Source organism: Cellulomonas denverensis, from assembly GCF_012396125.1.
Taxonomy (GTDB): Bacteria; Actinomycetota; Actinomycetes; order Actinomycetales; family Cellulomonadaceae; genus Cellulomonas; species Cellulomonas denverensis.
Window position 1 is genome coordinate 309560 of the sequence record NZ_JAAXOX010000001.1, and the last position, 20759, is coordinate 330318.

The following is a 20759-nucleotide window of genomic DNA, read 5'->3' on the forward strand; positions in this document are numbered from 1 at the left end:
CGCCGCGCAGGGGGCAGGCGACGCGCACCGTCTGCCGAGAACTATGACGCGACAACCGTCGAGGGTCAACCGACGTCGTGAGCGTTCACACAGCCTGGTCACAGCCACACCGGCGTTTCGCCAGGTGGGCTTCCATGGGGGTGACCGACCTCACGTCCACCGGGGTGGACGTGGATGCCGACGGGGCCCGTCAGCCGCAGCGGGCCCCGTCGACAGGGATATGTCTACGCCACCGAAACGAGCGCTTTCGCGGGCCTAGGTACTGACGGGCCGGCCGGTGAGGGGACAGCGGCACCGGAGTGAGTAGCGCGCCCGGGACCAGAGTGCGCCGGCGCGGAATCGGGGCCCGCCCACCCCGGTAGGAGAGGGTCCCCATCGCGTGTGCGCCTGGGCAGGGCGAGCTGGGATAGGAGCGGCACTCGGCCACTAGATCCCCCTCGGTCTTCGCGCTGGCGGTCTCGACCCTCCGGCCGTTGACCGTGGCCATCCTGCCGCCCACGGTCACCCGCATTGCGAACCAGCAAGCCGCACGCGATCCGACCGGCACCGCCCTGAACAACGGGTGCCGCACGGGCGACTGAGCTGACACCGGCGAGATCGGTGCGAGTGGCCCGCCGATGGGCGCGGCGCGCCGCCTGAACCGATTGCCGCGAACGTTGCGGGAATGAGCACGCGCGACATAGCGGGTCCCTGACGCAACCACTGCGTGGGTGCCATCGGGAAGGCGGTCGAGGGTGTCAGTCCTGGCCGATACGGTTGCACCTTCAGGCGAAGTTACAGGAGGAAACGCGTTGATCGTGGTGGTTAGCAGATGATGGGAGTTCCGGGTAGCAGTGCTCGTGACCGACGTCAGGCCGAGACCAACGAAATGGCCGACGACCTCGTCAGCGACGCCGCGCTCCAGAGCGCCGATGACGATCGGCTGGATCACGCGGCCATCGTCAAGGTCGCCGCGGACATGGTGCTCGCGACCGAGGCTCCGGTGAACATCGCGCTCTTCGGGTCATGGGGCTCGGGTAAGTCCTCGTTCCTTGCGTCCCTCCGTGGTGCGCTCGAGCGACGCAGCCGCAGCGTTCGCGTCGTCCGGTACGACGCGTGGAAGTACGGCGGCCGCGCTCTGAAGATGAACTTCATCGAGTCCCTGGCTTTGGACCTGGAAATCAAGGCTGCCGACTTCAGCACCGGCCTCCAAGTCGATCAAGAGGCCAGCCGCGTCAAACTGGGCAACTACCTCCGCTCCAACTGGGTGGCACTGCTTCTGGGAGTGCTGCTCGCGACAGTCATCGCCGCGCTTTGGTTCTTCACGACCTCTGGCCTCACGTTCCTCGTCAGCCAGGAGCGTGGCTTCGGCCCCGCGATGGAGGCCACGGTCGCTGGCGTGGGAACCGTCTTGAGCCTCACCTTGGTCGCGCTGCTCATCGGGCCGAAAGTGCTGGAATCGGCGGTCGTCAAGGTGACGACGCCTGCGCCGCAGACCGACGACCAGTTCGCGTCCCGGTTCAAGACACTCGTGGAAAAGGCGACCGACAAGGGCAAGAAGAAGCTCGTCGTGTTCGTCGACGAACTGGACAGGTGCAGTCCGAAAGACGTCGTCGCGACGCTCGTCGACCTCAAGACCTTCCTCGAGGTGCAGGGCTGCGTGTTCGTCGTAGCCGCCGACCGGGAAGTGCTGGAATCCGCGCTGCAGGAGGTCCCCCAGACGACCCCGATCCGTGAGAGCGACCCGTACTATTCCACGCCCGGCGCGTTCCTCGACAAGATCTTCCAGCACCAACTCTCGCTGCCACCCCTTCGACCTCAGACGCTGACCAGGTTCGCTCGTGACCTCGTGTACAGCCACGCGGGGGTGTGGGCCGAACTGCGCGCTGCGCAGCCGGACGACAAGCTGTTCCTGGAGGTCGTATACCTATTGGTGCCGGTGCACGTGCGCAGCCCCAGGCGCGTCAAAGTCTTGCTCAACCACTACGTGACCACGGTTCGCACCGCGCAGTCGCGCGGCCTGGACTGGCTTCCCCGTGCGAGCGAGATCGCGATGTACACCGTCCTGCAGGTCGAGTTCCCGCGGCTTGCTGCGGATCTCTCGACCGCACCGATGCTCTTGTCGCACCTCCGCGGTGCACCGGTGCCCGAGGGTGCGGAGCGTTTGCGAGACCTGGCGAATCAGTACGTCGCCGCAGGCACCGGAGAACCGGCTGGCCCGATGCTCGACTCAGAGCAGAGCGACAAGAGCGCCCGCAAGGCCAACCGGGTCCTCAAACGCCCAGCTGCGGTCTTACCTAGCCAAGGCGGCCGCTCAGGGTATCGACGACCCGCGTCCCGACCTGTTCTACATGCAGTCAGCGGGCACTGAGCACGGGATCACGGACCCGGAGGTCGGGCACGTCATTGACATCGCCGCTGACCTGTCACCCGACGAGGTCCTGGAAGCGCTCGACGGCCAGACCGCTACTGTCCTCACCACCGCGGCTCACCTCCTCGCCCAGCAGGCCGAGGACGAGCTGGGCCCCGGTCGCGCGACAATCGTGGAGTCGCTGTGCCGCCTGCTGGAGAAGCTGGACCACGAGGACCTCCGGCTGGTTGCGGAGCTTGTCGAACCGATCGTGCGCGCGGTGACCCATGAAGGGGCGTTGCGCGACGGGGCGATCCCGGGCGCGTTCACACTTGGCGTGGTCACCGGCCGTACCGACCTGGTCGATGAGTTAGTGGAACGCTACCCCGCGGACGAGTTCGCGGAGAAAGGCTTGCTCACGCGTCTCGGTCCGGTTCTCGGCTCCGGTGATGCGCAGCAGTCTAGGACGGTGCGAGGCCTACTACTGAAGTCGTACCGGAACCACCCTGAGGCGATGCATGACCTGCTCCGCACGCTGCCTTTCGACACGGCGTGGAACTTGTGGGCCCTGACTCGTGACCGGATCGATGAGCTGCTGACCGTGATGGCGAAGGAGGCAGCCAGCAAGCCCGCAACGACGAGCCGAACCACCTCCTCGGAAGCCGCCAAGAGCCCGGACGCCGCCGCACGCTGGCGTGACCTCATGGACGCCGTCATGGCGCGCACCGACGACGCCGGCCGCCTCGTTTCCGGGGTCTTGATGCTGGGTCAACTCAGCGAGGTCGCCGCGATCCAGAACGCCGTCCTCGACCGCGAGGACGAGGCGCTCGATCGGATCACAGACCCTCGCAAGCGCACGGAGCACGCTCTCGTCGCGATGGCCCACGCCCCCATCCAGAACTGCGCATGGTGGGCGAAACTCGCGACGGCGGACACGGCCGACGACACGCTGGCCAAGCCAGCTGTGGTCCGGCTCATCACCGGCCTCCCTGGGACCGCCGGCTCACTGCCGTCGGAGATCGAGACGGCGGTCAGTGCGGCGGTCAAGTATCTGGACGAGGCCGGCGATGAGGCAGCCGCGGACGCCTTCACCGGTGCAGCAGCGAGCATGGAATGGACCGGGGACGCCGACGAGAGGGCGCAGCGCACCGCCCTCTATTCGATCGCTCAGGTGCTCCTTGGCGGAAGCCAGGCGAAGCGGATTCGTCAGGCGGTGGTGAACGATCTCCTCGCCGCGTTCGACTCGTACTTCGACCCCGGAACCGTGACCGACGTCGTGGCCCGGGTGCGTGGACTCGACAAGGACACGGCCGCAGACGTTGACGCCGCCTTCGACGAACGAGACACGGCTTCCGCGGAGCTCGTGGCGTCGACGCAGGTTCGCTTGACGGCGCGGCGAGTTGCGAGTCTGCCTGCGCTGCCGGTCGACATGATGCTCGAGGCCCTGCCGCTGTCCGAACCGAAGGACCAGATCGTGAACGGCTGGGTCGAGCTGCGGCCCACGGTGCAGGACTACATCCAGGTGGACTCGCATCGCGGAGCGGCCACCGACGTGCTAGGCGCTTACGCGAAGCAACTCTCGGTGCCGGACCGCACGACCCTGTGGTGTGCCATCGGACATCGTGGCGTGGCCTGCCTCTCGGCCGTCGGACGGCATGGCGTCGACGAAACCGCGTTCACCTCTATCTCGGAGCGGCTGCCCGGGGCTAGTACGCAGCCCGATCGGGCCGACCTCGTCACGCGGGCGCTCACGGCGCGGCCAGCGGATGCCGCAGCTGCACGAGCCATGGCTGACCTGGCGCTGGCGCTGCTGGCGACGGACGTGCGTGGTGACGCTCCTCTTGCGGCCAAGCTGGCGCTGGAGCTCGGCGACAGCGCTCATGGTCGCATGGGGAAGCTTCGAGCCGCGTTCGACGCCGAGGGCGCTCGGCCTAACAACAAGCTGACAAAGAAGCAGGTCGCCGAACTTCGCCAGGTGCACTTGATGTCCAAGCAGAAGAAAAGAGACGTCGTCTCCCGCACCGTCGACTCGGTTCGCCGACGCACAGCCCGCTGAGCACACCCGATAGTCAGACGCCGAGACCTGGCCCGCCGTCATGACCGAGCCATCAGAGTGCGCCTGGGCAGATTCGAACTGCCGACACCCGCTTTAGGAGAGCGGTGCTCTATCCCCTGAGCTACAGGCGCTTGCCCCGGATCAACCCGGCGCAGCCCGGTCAGCCTACCGTTCCCGGCCCGGGAGACCGGCCGCCGCTGTCGCCGACGTCACCCGCGCTGCCCGCCCGGACTAGTGCGAGGATGCCCGGATGGAGAACGCCGCAACCCCCGCGAACGCCGCCGGCACCCGGCTCTGGGTCGAGCGCACCGGCACCCGCACATACACCGGCCGCAACAGCCGCGGCGCCGAGGTGGCGATCGGCCCGGTGGAGGCCGGGGCCGTGTTCACCCCGGGTGAGCTGCTGAAGGTGGCGCTCGCCGGGTGTTCCGGGATGAGCTCGGACCACGCGATCGCGCACCGGCTCGGGGACGACGTCGCCGTGACGGTGGAGGTCGAGGGGGCCGGGCACCCGACCGAGGACCGGTACCCGGAGCTGCACGAGCGCCTGGTGGTGGACCTGTCCGGCCTGGACGACGCCACCAAGGAGCGGCTGCTGCGGGTGGTGCACCGGGCGGTGGACGAGCACTGCACGGTGGGCCGCACGCTGAAGGCCGGTGCGGCGATCACGCTGGATGTCGTGCAGCCGTGAGCCGGTTGCTGGACGCGGCGCTGGACCGTGCGGTGACGCTGCCCTCCGGGGCGGTGCACGCGCATGTGCAGCAGCTGCGGCGCAAGAACCCGCACGCCACGCCCGGTGAGCTGATCGCGCTGCTGGAGAAGGAGTACCTGCTGGTGGTGCAGGGCTCCGGCGGCGCGGTGGGGGCGGCGGCCGCGGCTCCGGCGGTGGGCACCGGGGTGGCGCTGACCCTGACCGCCGCGGATGTCGCCACGTTCTTCGGCGCGTCGGCCGCGTTCAGCCTGGCGGTGGCGAGCGTGCACGGGATCGAGGTGCAGGACGCGGACCGCCGTCGTGCGCTGCTGCTGGCCACGATCCTGGGCGAGTCCGGCGCGAAGGCCGTGGTGGAGTCCGGGGCGATGACCGGGCTGCGCGGGGTGCGGGTGGGCCAGGCGCTGCTGACCCGGATGCCGACCGGCACGATCGCCCGGGTGAACAACCGGCTGACCCGCCGGCTGGTGCGCCGTCAGCTCGCCAAGCACAGCGGGCTGGCGGTGGGGCGGCTGGTGCCGTTCGGGATCGGCGCGGTGGTCGGGATCGCCGGCGCCCGCGGGCTGGGCCGCACGGTGATCGACGGGGCGGCCGAGGCGTTCGGACCGGCGCCGCTGAGTTTCACGGCACCGGTCCGGGTGGTGGAGACCGGCGAGGAGCCGTTGCTGCTCCCCGCCGAGTGACCCCTACCAGCGGTCGTGCACGTGGGCGCGGATCCGCTGGTCGTAGATCCGCTCCAGCGCAGCCTGCTGCTCCTCGGTGAGCGGGGGCAGGTCGCCGACCGCGGCGTTGGCCCGGGCCTGCTCGGCCGAGCGCGCGCCAGGGATGACGGTGGAGACACCGGGCTGGTCCAGCACCCAGCGCAGCGCGAACTGGGCGGTGGTCTCGCCCTCCGGGGTGAGGGCGGCGACCTCCCGGGCGGCGGCGACCCCGACGTCGAAGGGCACTCCGGCGAAGGTCTCGCCCACGTCGAAGGCCTCACCGTGCCGGTTGAAGGTGCGGTGGTCGGTGGCGGCGAAGGTGGTGTGCTCGTCGTAGCGGCCGGACAGCAGCCCGCTGGCCAGCGGCACCCGGGCGATGATCGCGACCCCGGCCTCGGCGGCGGCGGGCAGCACCCGCTCCAGCGGCTTGCGGCGGAACACGTTGACGATGATCTGCACGCTGACCACGCCGGGCCGGGCGATGGCGGTCAGCGCCTCGTCCACGGTCTCCACCGAGACGCCGTAGCCGGCGATCCGGCCCTCCTGGACCAGGGTGTCCAGCGCCTCGTAGGTGGCGTCCCGGCTCAGCACCACCGTGGGCGGGCAGTGCAGCTGCACCAGGTCGAGGGTGTCGACCCCCAGGTTCTCCCGGGACCGGTCGGTCCAGCGGCGGAAGGCGTCCAGGGTGTACGTCTCGGCCACGTGCGGGTCGGCACGGCGGCCCATCTTGGTGGCGACCGTCGGGCGGGGCGCGGTGTGCTCGGCCAGGAACCGGCCGATCAGCTTCTCGCTGCGCCCGTCGCCGTAGACGTCGGCGGTGTCCAGGAAGGTCACACCGGAGTCCACCGCCGCAGCCAGCACCCCCAGGGCGTCCTCCGGGTCGACCTCGCCCCAGTCCGCGCCGAGCTGCCAGCACCCGAGTCCGACGGCGCTGGTCACGCGCCCGGCCCTGCCCCACGTCGATGTCTGCATGCCGGTCAGGCTAGTCCCCGGCGGGCTGCTCGGGCGCCACTGGGTGGAGCGCACGGCTAGTCCCCGGCGGGGCTGCCCGGGCGCCACTGGGTAGAGCGCGCGGCTGGTCCCCGGCGGGCTGCCCGGGCGCCACTGGGTGGAGCGCGCGAGGATGGCGCCGGAGCCGGGTGCCGCACCGGCCGGGAGGAGCTGGCGTGTCCCACCGCGATCGCCCCCGGTTCCGCACCGTGCGGGTGGGGCTGAGCCTGCCGCTGTCGGCCGAGCAGGCCTGGGAGCTGGTCGCCGACGCCCGGAACCACGGGCGCTGGGTGCCGCTGACCCGGGTGGACCTGGCCCGGCGCGCCGCTGCTGCCCCGTCAGCGGCCGACCCGGCCACCGGGCCCGCGACGGCAGGACCCTCCGGGCGTCCCACGCGCATCCCCGGCCACCCCGCACCCGACTCTCACCACCCTGCGCCCGACCCCCGCCACCCCGCACCCGGCCTCCCCCACCCGGCGCCCGCCGCCGACGCTCCCGGCCCCGCCCCCGGCTGGTCCTGGTGCCCACCGCAGGTGCCACCCCGTGCGGGCGACATCGTGGTGGCGGTCTCCGGTCTCGGTGCCCGCCGCGGCGCCCCGGGGCTGGTGGACCGGATGCGGATCGAGCGCTACGACCCGCCGCACGGATCCACCCCGGGCACCGCGGAGTTCGTGAAGCTCGGTCCCGTGCTGGGCGGAGCGGCCCGGATCACGGTCGCCGGCGACGGGCCGGGCCGGTCGCGGGTGACTTGGTCCGAGCGGGTGCACCTGCTGGGGGCGCCGCCGGTGCTCACCGGCTGGGCGGGTGCGCTCGGACTGCGGGCGATGCTCGGGCTGGTGAGCCGCCGGATCGAGCGCGACGCAATGAATCGCCGCCCAATCCGGACTTGACGCAACGGATCGATGGTTCGACGCAACGTCGCTTACCGAATCCTGCGCCGCACGACTCGTACCCTCGACAGCAGTCCCCGGGCCCCGACGTCGTGGCCGGATCCGAACCACGAGGAGTCCCATGGCCACCACGCCGCAGTCCAGCCCGCGCCGCTACCTGATGTGCGAGCCCACCCACTACACGGTCTCCTACGAGATCAATCCGTGGATGGACTCCACCCGGTTCACCGATGCGGACCTGGCGGTGCGGCAGTGGCGGGTGCTGCGCGACCTGTACCTGGAGCTGGGCCACACCGTCGACCTGATCGACCCGATCCCCGGCCTGCCGGACATGGTCTACGCCGCGAACGGCGCCACCGTGGTCGACGGCATCGTCTACTCGGCGAAGTTCCGCTACCCGGAGCGCCAGCCGGAGGGGCCCGCCTACGAGAAGTGGTTCGCCGACCACGGCTTCGTCACCCACACCGCCGCCGAGGTGAACGAGGGCGAGGGCGACATCCTGCTGGTCGGCGACGTGCTGTTGGCCGGCACCGGCTTCCGCACCGACCGTTCCTCGCACGCCGAGATCGCCCGGGTCACCGGCCACGAGGTGCTGACCATGGAGCTGGTCGACCCGCACTACTACCACCTGGACACCGCGCTGGCGGTGCTCAGCTCCGACCCGGCCGCCCCGCTGATCGCCTACTACCCGCCGGCGTTCTCGGACACCTCGCGGGCCGAGCTGGAGCGCCGGTTCCCGGACGCGGTGATCGCCTCCGAGCAGGACGCCGCCTGCCTGGGCCTGAACGCGGTGTCGGACGGCCTGCACGTGGTGGTCGCCCCCGGTGCCACCGACCTGGCCGCCCAGCTCACCGAGCGCGGCTTCGAGCCGATCCCGGTGGACACCTCCGAACTGCTCAAGGGCGGCGGCGGAGCCAAGTGCTGCACGCTGGAGATCCGCACCGCCGGCTGACCGCCGGCGTCACGACAGGAGAGCTGCCGATGACCACCGCCGCCGCGTCGCCGGACACCCTGGCGCACAACTACCACCCGCTGCCGGTCACCCTGACCAGCGGCGAGGGCGCCTGGGTCCGGGACGTGGACGGCCGGACCTACCTGGACCTGCTGGCCGGGTACTCGGCGCTCAACTTCGGCCACCGGCACCCGGCGCTCACCGCGTCGGCACACCGGCAGCTCGACCGGCTCACGCTGTCCTCGCGGGCGTTCGACCACGACCTGCTGCGGCCGTTCTCCGACGCACTGTCCGAGCTGGCCCGCCCCGCGGTGGCCGGATCGGAGGCGCCGATGGTGCTGCCGATGAACACCGGCGCCGAGGCGGTGGAGACCGCGATCAAGACCGCCCGCAAGTGGGGTCACCAGCGCGGCATCCCGGCCGACCAGGGCACGATCGTGGTCGCCGCCGGGAACTTCCACGGCCGGACCACCACGATCGTGTCGTTCAGCACCGACCCGGAGGCCCGGGACGGCTTCGGGCCGTTCACGCCGGGGTTCCGGGTGGTGCCGTTCGGGGATGCCGAGGCGCTGCGGGCCGCGGTGGACGACACCACGGTGGCGGTGCTGCTGGAGCCGATCCAGGGCGAGCAGGGCGTCGTGATGCCGCCGGAGGGGTACTGGCCGCAGGTCCGGGAGATCTGCGACGCCACCGGCACCCTGCTGATCGCAGACGAGGTGCAGTCCGGGCTGGGCCGCACCGGCACCACCTTCGCCCTGGAGCTGTGGGACGTGCGCGCCGACCTGATCACCCTGGGCAAGGCACTCGGCGGCGGCGTGCTGCCGGTGTCCGCCGTGGTCGGCCGGCCGGACGTGCTCGGCGTGCTCACCCCGGGCAGCCACGGGTCGACCTTCGGCGGCAACCCGCTGGCCTGTGCGGTCGGCCTGGCGGTGATCGAGCTGCTGTCCACCGGTGAGCCGCAGCGCCGGGCCCGGATGCTCGGCGAGCACCTGCACGGCCGGCTGCTCACCCTGGTCCAGGGTGGCCTGCTCACCGCGAGCCGGGGTGTGGGGCTGTGGGCGGGGCTGGACGTCGACCCGGCCTGGGGCACCGGCCGCCGGCTGTGCGAGCGGCTGCTGGACGTCGGCGTGCTGGCCAAGGACACCCACGGCTCCACGATCCGGCTGGCCCCGCCGCTGGTGATCGACGCCGAGGACCTGGACCTGGCGCTGGACCGGCTGACCCAGGTGCTGCGCGAGCCGTCGGCCTGAACCGCCCGGGTGCGGGAGGATGCGGGGATGCGGCGCACCCCGGAGCTGGACGACATCGACCAGGAGATCCTGCGCGAGCTGGCCGCCGACGCCCGGGCGTCCTACGCCGAACTGGGCGCGGCGGTGTCGCTGTCCGCACCCGCGGTCAAGCGCCGGGTGGACCGGCTGCGCGACCAGGGCGTGATCCGCGGCTTCACCGTCCGGCTGGACCCGGCGGCGCTGGGCTGGCAGACCGAGGCGTTCATCGAGTTGTTCTGCCAGGGCTCCACCTCCCCGGCGACCATGCGCGCCGCGGTGGAGGGCTACCCGGAGGTGGTCGCCGCCAGCACGGTCACCGGCGACGTCGACCTGGTGGTGCAGGTCCGCACCCGGGACATGCAGCACCTGGAGCAGGTGGTCGAGCGGTTCGCCGCCGAACCGTTCGTGGTGCGGACCCGGTCGACCGTGGTGCTCTCCGCCCTGCTGCGCCGACCGGATCTGCCCGCGAACTGACCGGGCTCAGGCGGTCGCGGCCTCGGCATCCTGCCCGTCGGCCTGCGCCGGCTGGCAGCGGTTGGTCACCACCATCACCGGGCAGGCCGCGTGGTGCAGCACCGCCTGGCTGGTCGAGCCGAGCAGCAGCCCGGTGAACCCGCCCCGGCCGCGCGAGCCGACCACGATCAGGTCGGTGGCGGTGGAGAACTCGGTGAGCAGCTCGGCACCGGTGCCGTCCAGCACGTGCCGGCGCACGCTCACCCCCGGGAAGTCGGCCAGTGCGCGGTCGACGACCACGTTCAGCCCCTCGGTCACGTCGGCCAGCACCTGGGTCTGGTCCACCGCGGCGGGCAGCCAGGCCATCACCCCGGCCCCGGCGCCCACCGGGACACCGGCCACCGCGGACAGTTCGGCACCCCAGGCCACCGACTCCTCGATCGCCTGGCGCAGCGCGAGGTCGGCCTGCGGCGAACCGTCCACCCCGACCACGATCCGGCGCACCGGCCGGACCACCGGCACCGACTCGTCCTGCGGCACCGCGCCACCGCGCCGGGCGTCCCGCAGCGGGACCACGACCGTCGGGCAGTAGGCGTGCGCGGGCAACGTGCTGGACACCGTGCCGAGCAGCCGGTCGGCGAATCCGCCCTTGCCCCGGGTGCCGACCACGGCCAGGCACGCCTGGCGGGAGAGCTCGACCAGCACCGCGGCGGCGTCACCGGTGGCGACCGTGGTGGTCACCTGGATGCCGTGGTCGGCGACCCGCGCCCCGGCCTCCTCCAGCACCGCCCGGGCGCCCTCCTGGATCGCCGTGTCGTCCAGCGCGGCGTAGCCCCCGTCCAGGGAGGCCGCGGCGAAGGACGGCAGCGTGTACGAACACACGACGTGCAGCCCACGGCCCCGGACCTTGGCCTCCGCAGCCGCCCAGTCCAGGGCGTGCATGCTGGCCGCCGATCCGTCCACGCCGACCAGGATCTCCGCGTCACGCTTCATCGTTCTCGACCTCCTCGAAGGGACGGCACCAGTGTGCTCCGAGATGGCCGCCGACGCACCCTCCACCGGGGTGTTCCGTGGCGATTTCTTTACGCCGCCGTGGTGTGCTAGTGAGCTCAGGCCGCGAGGTAGGCGGTCCAGGCCGGGTCCTGGGCCGGAGTGCCCCGCAGGAAGGCGGCGGCACCGCGCGGCGGGCGGGGCTGGACGGTCAGTTCCCAGCCGATCTCGTGCAGCAGGTGGTCGGCCTTGCGGTGGTTGCAGCGGCGGCAGGCGGCGACCACGTTCTCCCACTCGTGCCGGCCACCCCGGGACCGGGGCAGCACGTGGTCGACGGTGTCGGCGCGCAGACCGCAGTACACGCACCGGTGATCGTCCCGCTGCAACACGGTCCGCCGGGTGGGCGGCACCGGGCGGCGGTGCGGGACGTGCACGTAGCGGGTGAGGCAGAGCACCGCCGGCAGCACCACCGAGGCGTGTTCGGAGTGCAGGACCACACCGGTGGTCTCCAGGACCACGGCCTTGCCGGACAGCACCAGGGTGACGGCGCGCGGCAGGCTCACCACGCAGAGCGGCTCGTGACTGGCATTCAGCAGCAGGGTCCGAGCAGGGGCGGTCTGGAGCACGGTCAACTCCTTGCGAGCACCGGACCCGCCTGGCTGGTGGGTCCGCCGGGGAGACTGCGCGATCAGCGTACGCGCCCGGTCCACGCCCGCACGCGGTCATTTCCGCCGGTGTGGCGTGCCGGGAACGACGACGGCCCCCGCACCGTGGGGTGCGGGGGCCGTGCGAGGTGTGGCGGTCAGCCGATCCGGATGAACACCGGGTTGCTCTGCCAGATGGCGCGGAACTGCACCGTCTTGCCCGGGCGGGGCGAGTCGATCTGCTGGTTGCCACCGGCGTAGATCGCGATGTGACCGGGGCTCCAGATCAGGTCGCCCGGCTGCGCCTCCGCGGCGGAGACCACGGTGCCCGCGGCCTTGATCGCCGACGAGGTGCGCGGCAGGCTCACGCCGAGCTGGGCGTAGACGTAGGAGACGAAGCCGGAGCAGTCGAAGCCGTCCGGGGTGGTGCCGCCGGAGACGTAGGGCACGCCCACGTAGCGGGCGGCGATCTCCAGGACCGCGTTGCCGGCGACCGACTGCGGCACAGCAGCGGTGGCGACCTCGGCGGTGGCGGCGGTGGTCGTCTCGGTCTCGGTCCGGGTGTTGGAGCGCGAGGTCGAGGTGACGACGGGCTCCGGCTCCGGCTCGGGCTCCGGAACGACGGCGGTCACGGCCGGGGCCTCGAAGGTCCACGCGGCGTCCGCCGGAGCGGTCACCTGCGGGGCGGTGTCGAGGACGGCGCGAGCCGACGCGGTCAGGTTGGTGGTGTCCACCGAACCGAGGGCGGTGTCGTTGCTCGACGGCGCGGCGTTGGCCGGCACGGCGATCATCGAGACCATCAGGCCGGACGACGCCGCCACGACGGCGGTGCGGCGGCCGGCGCCGGCGAGGGTGCCGGTGAGCTCGGTCAGGGGGGTGACGGGGCGACGCGCGGAACGATGCCGGGCGCGTGCAGCACTAACGGTCACTTACGGCCTCTCCTGGTGCCTACGAGGTGAGCTGTCGGGTTCGGACCGGAGATGTCCGGCCGCGAGTCGCCCTGACGGACGTGGCTCGCGGCTTCACCCCAAGGACGCACCATGGCGCCCGAAGTTGGTTCCCCCGCCCCTGCCGGCGAATCGAACGGACCTCGGGTGATGGCAGGGTTCGGCTAGCCACTCGAGGGCTCGCACGGAGGAGGGTTCCGACGAGCAGGATCGACCGTACCCGACCCCCACGGCGATTGTCACGTTCCGGTCACGGGACGTTTCCCGGGCCGATGCCCGACACGCCGGAGAGCCCCTGACACGACAACACCGCGGCGCAGGTCAGCGACCCACGCCGCGGTGCGGCAGCACTCCCTGTGAATCTCAGGAGGTGGCGAGGAACACGTGTCGCGCCACCTCGTTCGGCAGATCCAGCACCGCCTCGGCGCCCGGTGCGCCCACCGTGACGACCCCGAGACCGCGGGTGGCGGTGATCTCCCGGCCCGGCAGCAGGCCCAGCGCAGACATCCGGCCCAGCAGCTCGACATCGGTCTGCAGCGGCTCGCCCAGCCGGGACAGCACGCCGGTCACCGGCCCGCCGGCCCGGTCCACCAGGTGCACGACCGAGGCCACCCCGTCCAGGAAGGAAACCGGGGCGGGCGGCTCACCGATCTCCGGCAGCCCCGGGATCGGGTTGCCGTACGGATCGAACTGCGGGTGGCCGAGCAGATCGGCCAGCCGCTGCTCCACCCGCTCGCTCATCACGTGCTCCCAGCGGCACGCCTCCTCGTGGACGAACTCCCAGTCGAGCTTGACCACGTCGGTGAGCAGGCGCTCGGCCAGCCGGTGCTTGCGCATCACCTGGGTCGCCTTGTGCGCGCCGGCCTCGGTCAGCTCCAGGTGCCGGTCGCCGGAGACGATGACCAGCCCGTCGCGCTCCATCCGGGCCACGGTCTGCGAGACGGTGGGACCGCTGTGGCCGAGACGCTCGGCGATCCGCGCCCGCAGCGGGGTGATGCCCTCCTCGGAGAGCTCGTAGATCGTCTTGAGATACATCTCGGTGGTGTCGATCAGGTCACTCACGCCCGTGCCTTCCTGTCATGCCCGTCTCGCACAGTCATCCGTCCACAGGCTAGTTGGTCCGTCCAGCGGATGCGGACCTTGAGTAGGGTCGGCACGTGACCGTGACCCGCGACACCTTCCCGGAGATCCCCGCCCACCTGCTGCCCGGCGACGGGCGGTTCGGCTCCGGTCCGGCCAAGGTGCGCGACGCCCAGGTGCGGGCGCTGGCCGAGGCCGGCCGCCACCTGCTGGGCACCTCGCACCGCCAGGCGCCGGTCAAGGACCTGGTGCACCGGATCCGGTCCGGGCTCGGCGAACTGTTCGCACTGCCGGAGGGCTACGAGGTCGCGCTGGGCAACGGCGGCAGCTCGGCGTTCTGGGAGATCGCGGTGGCCTGCCTGATCGACCGGCGCTCGGCGCACGCCAGCTTCGGGGAATTCGGGTCGAAGTTCGCCGCCGCGGCCCGCCGCGCACCGTTCCTGGCCGACCCGGTGGTCACCGAGTACGCCCCCGGCACCGCGGGCCTCCCGCCGGCGGCCGAGGACGTGGACGTCTACGCCTGGGCACACAACGAGACCTCCACCGGCGCGATCGCCCCGGTCCGGCGCGGTATGGACTACGACGACGCCCTGGTCGTGGTGGACGCCACCTCGGCCGCCGGCGGGCTCGCGGTGGACGTCGCGCACACCGACGCCTACTACTTCGCGCCGCAGAAGTCCTTCGGTGGCGACGGCGGCCTGTGGCTGGCCGTGCTGTCCCCCGCCGCGGTGGAGCGGGCAGCCCGGGTGGAGACCCGCGGCGACCGGTGGGTGCCGGAGTTCCTGTCGCTGACCACCGCGGTGACCAACTCGCGCGCCGACCAGACGCTGAACACCCCCGCGGTGGCCACCCTGGTGCTGCTGGCCGAGCAGGTGGACTGGATGCTCGCCAACGGCGGACTGTCCTGGTGCGCCGAGCGGACCGCCACCTCGGCCGGGCACCTGTACGGCTGGGCGGAGGCGCGCGACTGGGCCACCCCCTTCGTCCAGGACCCCGCCCACCGCTCCCCCGTGGTCGGCACCATCGACCTGGCGCCGGAGATCGAGGCCGCCACGGTGGCCCGGACCCTGCGGGCGAACGGGATCGTGGACGTCGAGTCCTACCGCAAGCTGGGCCGCAACCAGCTCCGGGTGGCGATGTTCCCCGCGGTGGAGCCGGAGGACGTGCTGGCGCTCACCGCCTGCCTGGATCACGTGGTCGAGCGCCTGGCCTGACCTCGCTTCCCCTCACGATGTGGCTGCACCGAGGGGTAGGAGACGTGCGGAGTGTTGAGCCGGGGCCGGTCAGACCGGCTTCAGCCCATCAGCCAGGGAACGGGTCACCGCCCACTGGCGGTCGTCTCCGCTCCACCGCGGAAACCCGCCGTGCTCGAACACGCTGCGCAGGTAGGACACGAACGGCATGCCGGTATCGGTGACGATGTGTGCGTCGGCGCACGCATCGGGAAGCTCGATGCCGTACGGAGGCCCGCCGCTGATGTTGTTCTTGTGCAGGTGGTCCGGCGCAACCGGCAGCTGGAACGGCCGACCCTCAGCCGTCTCGCGCCAGGACTCAAGCTCGTCCTGCAGGTACGGGCGGATGTCGTGACCGGCGTAGCGCGTTCCCGCGACCTCAACCACAAGCGGGTCAGCCGCCGCCGAGGTATCCCACGCAGGGTGGGTTCCGACGAGCCAGACGTCGCCGACGATGCGTACCCAGGACGACACGACCATCGGCACAGGGCCGAACGTCTGCTCCATCCAGGCAACAAACCCGTCGGCGTCGGCAACTGGACCGGTCAGCGGCTGAGCGGGCGCCCGTGCCTCGTCGTTCTCGTGGAAGCGGTAGCCCTGCTGCACCAGGCGCTCCACCATGAGCTCGATGTTGCTGCGCGCCCGCCGCGCCATCTCATCGCAGACAGCCTGCGCCTCCGGCGCGAACGCCGGCTCGCGGACACGGGCGCCGAGCCGGCGAAGCTCGTGCCACACCACCTCGTGCTCACCCTCGAGGTACCGCTTGAGCCACTGCGGAGCCGTCGTCACACGGAGGACTGTGCCCGACGGGACACCACCCAGCAATGCGGCTCGCCCTCTCACCCACATCGTGAGGTGGGCCTCGCTCTCAGACCCGGGCCCGGCGCCGGCCGGTCAGCGGGATCAGCACCAGGACGACGCCGGCCAACACCAGCGCCACGGCCAGCCGGAGCTGGACCGACGAGTTCGCCCCGGTCTCGGCGAGCGTGGGCGCCTGCACGGCCACCACCCGGTGCGTGGCCGTCGCCGTGACGCCGAGGGCCGGCGCGGCGCTCACGGTGCCGGCGACCGTCCGGACCGGCTGTTCGCCGCCACCCAGCGGGGTGATCGGGTCGGGGTTCGCGCACGAGGCGGACTCCGGCGGGTAACTCACCACGGTGGTCGCGCTGGGGTTCACCTCGAACAGCAGACCGACGTCGGGCCGCACCCAGTCGTACTCGTCGCCCGGCAGGTAGCTGCCGTCCGGCAGGGTGGTCCAGCCCGGCCAGTCGACGACCACGCCGTTCTCGATCACGGTGCCCGGCCACAGCACCCGCCCGGAGAGCGGCAGTCCGGCCATCACGACGTCCGGGCCGCCCGGGTTCTGCCAGGTGAGGGTGACGGTGGTGTTCGGGGTGCCCTCGGGCTCAACCGCGTAGTCCAGCACCGGGGCGCCGCCGACGCAGACGGCCTGGGCCTGCGCGATCACCAACTGGCAGATGCCGAGCGGGGCGTAGCTCTGGGTCGGCTGCTGGCAGGCGGTGCTGGGGTCGATCGGCTGCACGACAGCGCCGGGATCGGTGTCGGCGCTTCCGCTGTCCTCGGCCTGGACACGAGCGTCCGGATCATCGGGGTCCACCGCGGCACGCGCGAGGTCTGCGGAGGCCGTGGTGACGCGCGCCGGGGTCGCGGAGGCCGCCTGGACCGGCCCGAGGACCAGCCAGGCCAGCGTCAGTGCCATGAGGATCGCCAGGCCCCGCCGGCGGTGGTGACGTGCCATTGCAGTCCACCTCCCTGCTCCCCGGCATCGTTGCCGAGCGAACGTTCGATTCGGACATTTCGGACATTTCGTACAGCGACTCTAGCCCGGGACAGGACCGAACGGGCCTGGTGCAGCGGGTGACTTCCGGTCAGCCGACCGCGCAGCCGGCCACCACCCGGCCCGGTGCGTCGATGGTCGGCGTCGTCCACAGCGTCAGTCGGCCGCCCGGCGCGGGGACCTCGATCAGATACGTCTCGGAGCCGTCCGGCGCGAGCCGTGAGGTCACGGCATGGACGGACCTGCCGTCGATCTCCCCGTGCGCGCCGCCGATCGGCCGGCCGTCCCGCTCGATCGAGACGGCTGCCTCCCCCCGGGCGGAGTAGACCGACAGGTTGGTCACGATCCATCCCGCGGGCACGCCGGTGCCGCCGTCGCCGAGCACCTGGGCCGGGTAGGTCGCGATGTCGGCCGGCGGGCGGTAGTCCAGTGTCACGGTGATCCGGGCGGTCGGCCGCGCGGTGCCGCACCCGGTGAACTGCACCGCGGTCCGGACGCTCAGGTCCGCGCCGAGCTTGCCCGCGGTCGCGTCGTCCAGGAACACCCCGACGGCGTCGCCCTCGGGGATCCCGGACAGGAAGTCCGCGGCGAGCGGGGTCGCGGCGACCGCCCGTTGCTCGGCGGGGTCGGCGGACCAGAACCGCAGCCGGCCGTCGTCCACCTGATCCCGGAGGGCGGCGGCGACCGCGAGCAGGGTCTGCGGCTCGGCCAGCACCCCGGCCAGCGCGTCGAAGGCGGCGGTGGCGGTGCGGGCGTAGAAGGCGTCGCCGTCCCGCGGGTCGCCGTGGTCGAGGTAGGCCTGGCGGAGCAGCAGGCCGATCAGCTCCGCCGGCGCCACCTCGCGCCCGTCCACCCGGACCGTGTCCCCGGCCGCAGCCAGCACGGCGGACAGCGCGACCGGGTCGGTGGCCAGCACCCCGTCCACCCGTCCGCCGACCGTCTGCTCCCAGTAGCCGGCGGCGAGTGCGGCGGCGCGGGGGAAGTCCGGGCTGAGCACCACATCCTGGATCCAGCGGCCGAGCCGGTCGCCGTACAGCGCGGTCTCCGCGGCGGTCAGCGGCAGCGCGGGACCGGACAGCTCGGGCAGCTCGGTGGTGCCGCGCTGGTCGCTCAGCACCACCCGGCCATCGGTGACGGTCAGCACGGCGACCGAGCCGACGATGCCGCCCTGACTGCGCAGCTCGGCCGGGTTCATCGCGAGCAGCAGGTAGCGGCGCTCGCCCCCGGCGGCCAGCAGACCGGGCAGCCGCTCCGCCAGGCCGGCGGCGGCGCGCAGCTCGGCGGGGTCGACGGTCAGCAGCGGGGACAACTGCTCGACCCCGGCCCGCACCGGCCCGGTGAGCCCGGCAGGGTCGAGGGCGGCCAGCTCCTCGCTCAGCCCGGCCACCGCGTCCAGCCCGGCGGCCAGGCCCGGGCCGGCACCGGCCACCGCGGACAGGTCGAGGCCGTCCCCGCTCGGGGCGCCCAGGGCCGCGGTCAGGTCCAGCAGCGCCTGGACCGGTTCTCCGGCCAGCGTGTCCGCCGCCCGGGCGACCGCGGTCAGCGCGCGCAGGTCGTCGCCGAGCCAGGGCAGCCGGCTCCCGAGCCCGACGATCGGGTCACCGGTGGCCGACCTCGCCTGGGCGGCGGCGGTCTGCAGCGCGGGAAGGTCCTCGGCCAGCGCCGCGGTGTCGCCGGAGGTCAGCGCCGCCAGCACCGGACCGGTCCGGTCGGACAGCCGCTGCAGCGCCGTCCCGGCCTGCGCGACCCGGACGCCCAGCCACACCCCGCCGACCAGCAGGACACCACACAGCACCGCCGCGATCACGAGCAGGCGACGGCGCATGGTCATGCGTCGATAGTGACATTCCGGACATATCGGACGGCCGCCCGAGGGTGGGTTTCACCCGCCGGGTCAGGTCTTTCACCCGCCGGGTCAGGTCGCGGTGCCGTCCGCCGCCTCCCGCGCGGCCACCCGGTCGATGCCGCGCCGGGGGTAGAGCACCTGGAAGTGCGGGCGGGTCAGCACCCGGTACCGCAGCTCGACCTGCCAGCGCCGCTTGGCCCACACCGCGGCCAGCGCGGAGACCAGCAGCGCCGAGATCGACCCGATCCCGATCGACCACCGTGCACCGAACAGTTCCCCGATCCAGCCCACGATCGGCGCACCGATCGGCGTGGCCCCCAGCATCACGATCATGTACAGCGACATCACCCGGCCGCGGACCGCCGGGTCGGTGGACATCTGGATCGTGGTGTTCGCCGCGGTCAGCATGGTCAGCGAGGCCAGACCGACCGGGATGCAGGCGATCGCGTAGGAGGTGTAGGTCGGCATCAGGCACTGGATCCCGGTGGCGATCCCGAAGGCGAACGCCGCCCCGATCACCAACCGCACCCGTGGTCGTTCCCGCCGGGCGGCCAGCAGCGCGCCGGCCAGCGAGCCGATCGCCATCACCGAGCCGAGGATGCCGTACTCCCCCGCACCCTTGCCGAACTCGGAGCTGGCCATCATCGCGCTGGTCATCTGGAAGTTCAGGCCGAAGGTGGACACCACTCCGATCACGACCATGATCACCAGGATGTCGCTGCGGTGCCGGACGTAGCGGATGCCCTCCCGGATCTGCCCCTTGGCCCGCGGCGCCGCGGGCATCGGGTAGAGCTGATCGGTCTTCATCTTGGTCAGCGCCAGGATGGTCGCCGCGAAGGTCGCCCCGTTGATCAGGAACGCCCAGCCGGAGCCGAAGGCGGCGATCAGCAGGCCGGCCAGTCCGGGGCCGATCAGCCGGGCCGCGTTGAAGGAGGCGCTGTTCAGCCCGACCGCGTTGGACAGCTTCCCGGCCGGGACCAGCTCGGCGACGAAGGTCTGGCGCACCGGCTGGTCCACCGCGGCCACGCAGCCGAGGGCCAGGGCGAACAGGTACACCTGCCAGAGCTGGGCGTGCCCGGACAGCACCAGGGCGCCGAGCCCGACCGCCAGCACCCCCTGGGCGATCTGGCTGGCGATCAGCAGCTTGCGGCGGTTCACCCGGTCGGCGAGCAACCCGGCCCAGGCGGACAGCAGCAGGGTCGGGGCGAACTGCAGCGCGGTGGTGATGCCGACCGCGAGGCCGGAGTCGTCGGACAGGTCGGTCAGCACCAGCCAGTCCTGGGCGACCCGCTGCATCCAGGTGCCGATGTTGGCGACCAGGGCCCCGGCGAACCAGAGGCGGTAGTTGGGGAAACGGAGTGAGGCGAAGGTGGAGTTCATCGACGGGTCATCCTGCGGCCGCGATCCGGCGCAGCAGCACCGCTGCCTGCGCCAGGGTCGACCGCTCGTCTGCGGTGAGGTTCTTCAACTGCTGGGCCAGCCAGTCGTCCCGGCGGCGGCGGGTCTCGCGCACCTCGGACTCCCCGGCCGGCGTGAGGCGGACGACTACCAGTCGCCCGTCGGTGGCGTGCGCTTCCTTGGTGACGAAGCCGAGCTCGACCAGGGCGTTGACCGTGCGGGTCATGGTGGGCGGCTGGACGTGCTCGTGGTCGGCCAGGGCCCCGGGGGTCATCGGGCCCTGCCGGAGCAGGACGGCCAGCACGGTGAACTGGGCGTCCGGCAGGTCGGCGGCGCCGCGGCGGGACCGGATCCGGCGGTGCGAGACGCCGATCGCCCCCCGCAGGTCGCCGGCCAGGGCGGTCGGCCGGCACTGTGCCGCGCGCGGCCCCGGGGCAGGGGTCGGCGCCGGAGGTTCCTGAGCCATGGTCGTTAGC

19 protein-coding genes, 1 tRNA gene and 1 riboswitch are annotated in these 20759 nt (G+C 72.3%); of the genes, 9 read left to right on the plus strand and 11 right to left on the minus strand.

Annotated features, from left to right (window positions below):
- The first annotated feature begins 868 nt into the window (after positions 1-868).
- Entirely contained in the window at positions 869-2350 is a 1482-nt protein-coding gene (locus tag HGA03_RS01410) for a KAP family P-loop NTPase fold protein (RefSeq protein WP_168628425.1), read from the plus strand.
- Positions 2331-4385 carry a hypothetical protein gene (locus HGA03_RS01415; RefSeq protein ID WP_168628426.1) on the plus strand — a complete coding sequence of 685 codons (2055 nt, stop codon included), beginning with the start codon at positions 2331-2333 and terminating at the stop codon, positions 4383-4385. Before HGA03_RS01410 ends, HGA03_RS01415 begins: the two co-directional genes overlap by 20 nt.
- 58 nt (positions 4386-4443) lie before the next feature.
- Here HGA03_RS01415 and HGA03_RS01420 read toward each other — a convergent pair.
- A tRNA-Arg gene (locus tag HGA03_RS01420) sits at positions 4444-4516 on the minus strand.
- A 119-nt stretch (positions 4517-4635) separates the two neighbouring features.
- Between HGA03_RS01420 and HGA03_RS01425 the strand changes: the two genes are divergently transcribed.
- Together HGA03_RS01425 and HGA03_RS01430 are read left to right on the plus strand one after the other, a co-directional pair.
- Complete coding sequence (locus HGA03_RS01425) at positions 4636-5076, plus strand: OsmC family protein (RefSeq protein ID WP_168628427.1); 441 nt, start codon at positions 4636-4638, stop codon at positions 5074-5076.
- Positions 5073-5777: a hypothetical protein gene (locus HGA03_RS01430; protein ID WP_168628428.1), complete on the plus strand. Its 705-nt coding sequence runs from the start codon at positions 5073-5075 to the stop codon at positions 5775-5777. The genes HGA03_RS01425 and HGA03_RS01430 overlap by 4 nt, the downstream gene beginning before the upstream one ends.
- A gap of 3 nt (positions 5778-5780) precedes the next feature.
- Here the strand turns inward: HGA03_RS01430 and HGA03_RS01435 are convergent, their stop codons facing one another.
- On the minus strand, positions 5781-6767 hold the full coding sequence (locus tag HGA03_RS01435) for an aldo/keto reductase (protein ID WP_168628429.1): 987 nt from the start codon (positions 6765-6767) through the stop codon (positions 5781-5783).
- A 194-nt stretch (positions 6768-6961) separates the two neighbouring features.
- On the opposite strand from HGA03_RS01435, the gene HGA03_RS01440 reads away from it, so the two are divergent.
- The 4 genes from HGA03_RS01440 (at position 6962) to HGA03_RS01455 (ending at position 10369) form a co-directional block, all read left to right on the plus strand.
- On the plus strand, positions 6962-7675 hold the full coding sequence (locus HGA03_RS01440) for a hypothetical protein (protein WP_168628430.1): 714 nt from the start codon (positions 6962-6964) through the stop codon (positions 7673-7675).
- 121 nt (positions 7676-7796) lie between these two features.
- Positions 7797-8627: a dimethylargininase gene (gene ddaH, locus HGA03_RS01445; protein ID WP_168628431.1), complete on the plus strand. Its 831-nt coding sequence runs from the start codon at positions 7797-7799 to the stop codon at positions 8625-8627.
- A gap of 29 nt (positions 8628-8656) precedes the next feature.
- Complete coding sequence (rocD, locus tag HGA03_RS01450; protein WP_168628432.1) at positions 8657-9877, plus strand: ornithine--oxo-acid transaminase; 1221 nt, start codon at positions 8657-8659, stop codon at positions 9875-9877.
- A gap of 27 nt (positions 9878-9904) precedes the next feature.
- Positions 9905-10369 (plus strand): Lrp/AsnC family transcriptional regulator, encoded by a 465-nt coding sequence (locus HGA03_RS01455; protein ID WP_168628433.1) that lies wholly within the window; start codon positions 9905-9907, stop codon positions 10367-10369.
- A gap of 6 nt (positions 10370-10375) precedes the next feature.
- On the opposite strand, the gene HGA03_RS01460 is transcribed toward HGA03_RS01455, so the two are convergent.
- From HGA03_RS01460 to HGA03_RS01475, 4 genes are all read right to left on the minus strand, one after another.
- On the minus strand, positions 10376-11341 hold the full coding sequence (locus HGA03_RS01460; protein ID WP_168628434.1) for a universal stress protein: 966 nt from the start codon (positions 11339-11341) through the stop codon (positions 10376-10378).
- A 116-nt stretch (positions 11342-11457) separates the two neighbouring features.
- Positions 11458-11964, minus strand: a complete 507-nt coding sequence (locus tag HGA03_RS01465; RefSeq protein ID WP_239073485.1) for an HNH endonuclease — start codon at positions 11962-11964, stop codon at positions 11458-11460.
- A gap of 176 nt (positions 11965-12140) precedes the next feature.
- Positions 12141-12911 (minus strand): C40 family peptidase, encoded by a 771-nt coding sequence (locus tag HGA03_RS01470; RefSeq protein WP_168628435.1) that lies wholly within the window; start codon positions 12909-12911, stop codon positions 12141-12143.
- A 2-nt stretch (positions 12912-12913) separates the two neighbouring features.
- A riboswitch (cyclic di-AMP (ydaO/yuaA leader) is annotated at positions 12914-13105 on the minus strand.
- 187 nt (positions 13106-13292) lie between these two features.
- A complete protein-coding gene (locus tag HGA03_RS01475) occupies positions 13293-13991 on the minus strand; it encodes an iron-dependent transcriptional repressor DtxR (protein WP_168628436.1) in 699 nt (232 codons plus the stop codon).
- A gap of 95 nt (positions 13992-14086) precedes the next feature.
- Between HGA03_RS01475 and serC the strand changes: the two genes are divergently transcribed.
- Positions 14087-15223, plus strand: a complete 1137-nt coding sequence (gene serC, locus HGA03_RS01480; protein ID WP_239073486.1) for a phosphoserine transaminase — start codon at positions 14087-14089, stop codon at positions 15221-15223.
- Positions 15224-15292: 69 nt separating this feature from the next.
- On the opposite strand, the gene HGA03_RS01485 is transcribed toward serC, so the two are convergent.
- From HGA03_RS01485 to HGA03_RS01505, 5 genes are all read right to left on the minus strand, one after another.
- Positions 15293-16030: a hypothetical protein gene (locus tag HGA03_RS01485; protein WP_168628437.1), complete on the minus strand. Its 738-nt coding sequence runs from the start codon at positions 16028-16030 to the stop codon at positions 15293-15295.
- 79 nt (positions 16031-16109) lie between these two features.
- Complete coding sequence (locus HGA03_RS01490) at positions 16110-17000, minus strand: peptidase (protein WP_168628438.1); 891 nt, start codon at positions 16998-17000, stop codon at positions 16110-16112.
- Positions 17001-17130: 130 nt separating this feature from the next.
- On the minus strand, positions 17131-18870 hold the full coding sequence (locus HGA03_RS01495) for a DUF4012 domain-containing protein (protein ID WP_168628439.1): 1740 nt from the start codon (positions 18868-18870) through the stop codon (positions 17131-17133).
- A gap of 84 nt (positions 18871-18954) precedes the next feature.
- The gene (locus tag HGA03_RS01500) at positions 18955-20265 is read right to left on the minus strand and encodes an MFS transporter (protein ID WP_168628440.1); all 1311 of its coding nucleotides are present in this window, start codon (positions 20263-20265) and stop codon (positions 18955-18957) included.
- 7 nt (positions 20266-20272) lie between these two features.
- Positions 20273-20749: a MarR family winged helix-turn-helix transcriptional regulator gene (locus tag HGA03_RS01505; protein WP_168628441.1), complete on the minus strand. Its 477-nt coding sequence runs from the start codon at positions 20747-20749 to the stop codon at positions 20273-20275.
- Positions 20750-20759: the final 10 nt, after the last annotated feature.

Coding starts and splice junctions, on each gene's coding strand:
- HGA03_RS01410 (WP_168628425.1), top strand. CDS start 869: ATGGCCGACGACCTCGTCAGCGACGCCGCGCTCCAGAGCGCCGATGAC.
- HGA03_RS01415 (WP_168628426.1), top strand. CDS start 2,331: ATGCAGTCAGCGGGCACTGAGCACGGGATCACGGACCCGGAGGTCGGG.
- HGA03_RS01425 (WP_168628427.1), top strand. CDS start 4,636: ATGGAGAACGCCGCAACCCCCGCGAACGCCGCCGGCACCCGGCTCTGG.
- HGA03_RS01435 (WP_168628429.1), bottom strand. CDS start 6,767: ATGCAGACATCGACGTGGGGCAGGGCCGGGCGCGTGACCAGCGCCGTC.
- ddaH (WP_168628431.1), top strand. CDS start 7,797: ATGGCCACCACGCCGCAGTCCAGCCCGCGCCGCTACCTGATGTGCGAG.
- rocD (WP_168628432.1), top strand. CDS start 8,657: ATGACCACCGCCGCCGCGTCGCCGGACACCCTGGCGCACAACTACCAC.
- HGA03_RS01455 (WP_168628433.1), top strand. CDS start 9,905: ATGCGGCGCACCCCGGAGCTGGACGACATCGACCAGGAGATCCTGCGC.
- HGA03_RS01460 (WP_168628434.1), bottom strand. CDS start 11,341: ATGAAGCGTGACGCGGAGATCCTGGTCGGCGTGGACGGATCGGCGGCC.
- HGA03_RS01490 (WP_168628438.1), bottom strand. CDS start 17,000: ATGGCACGTCACCACCGCCGGCGGGGCCTGGCGATCCTCATGGCACTG.
- HGA03_RS01495 (WP_168628439.1), bottom strand. CDS start 18,870: ATGACCATGCGCCGTCGCCTGCTCGTGATCGCGGCGGTGCTGTGTGGT.
- HGA03_RS01500 (WP_168628440.1), bottom strand. CDS start 20,265: ATGAACTCCACCTTCGCCTCACTCCGTTTCCCCAACTACCGCCTCTGG.
- HGA03_RS01505 (WP_168628441.1), bottom strand. CDS start 20,749: ATGGCTCAGGAACCTCCGGCGCCGACCCCTGCCCCGGGGCCGCGCGCG.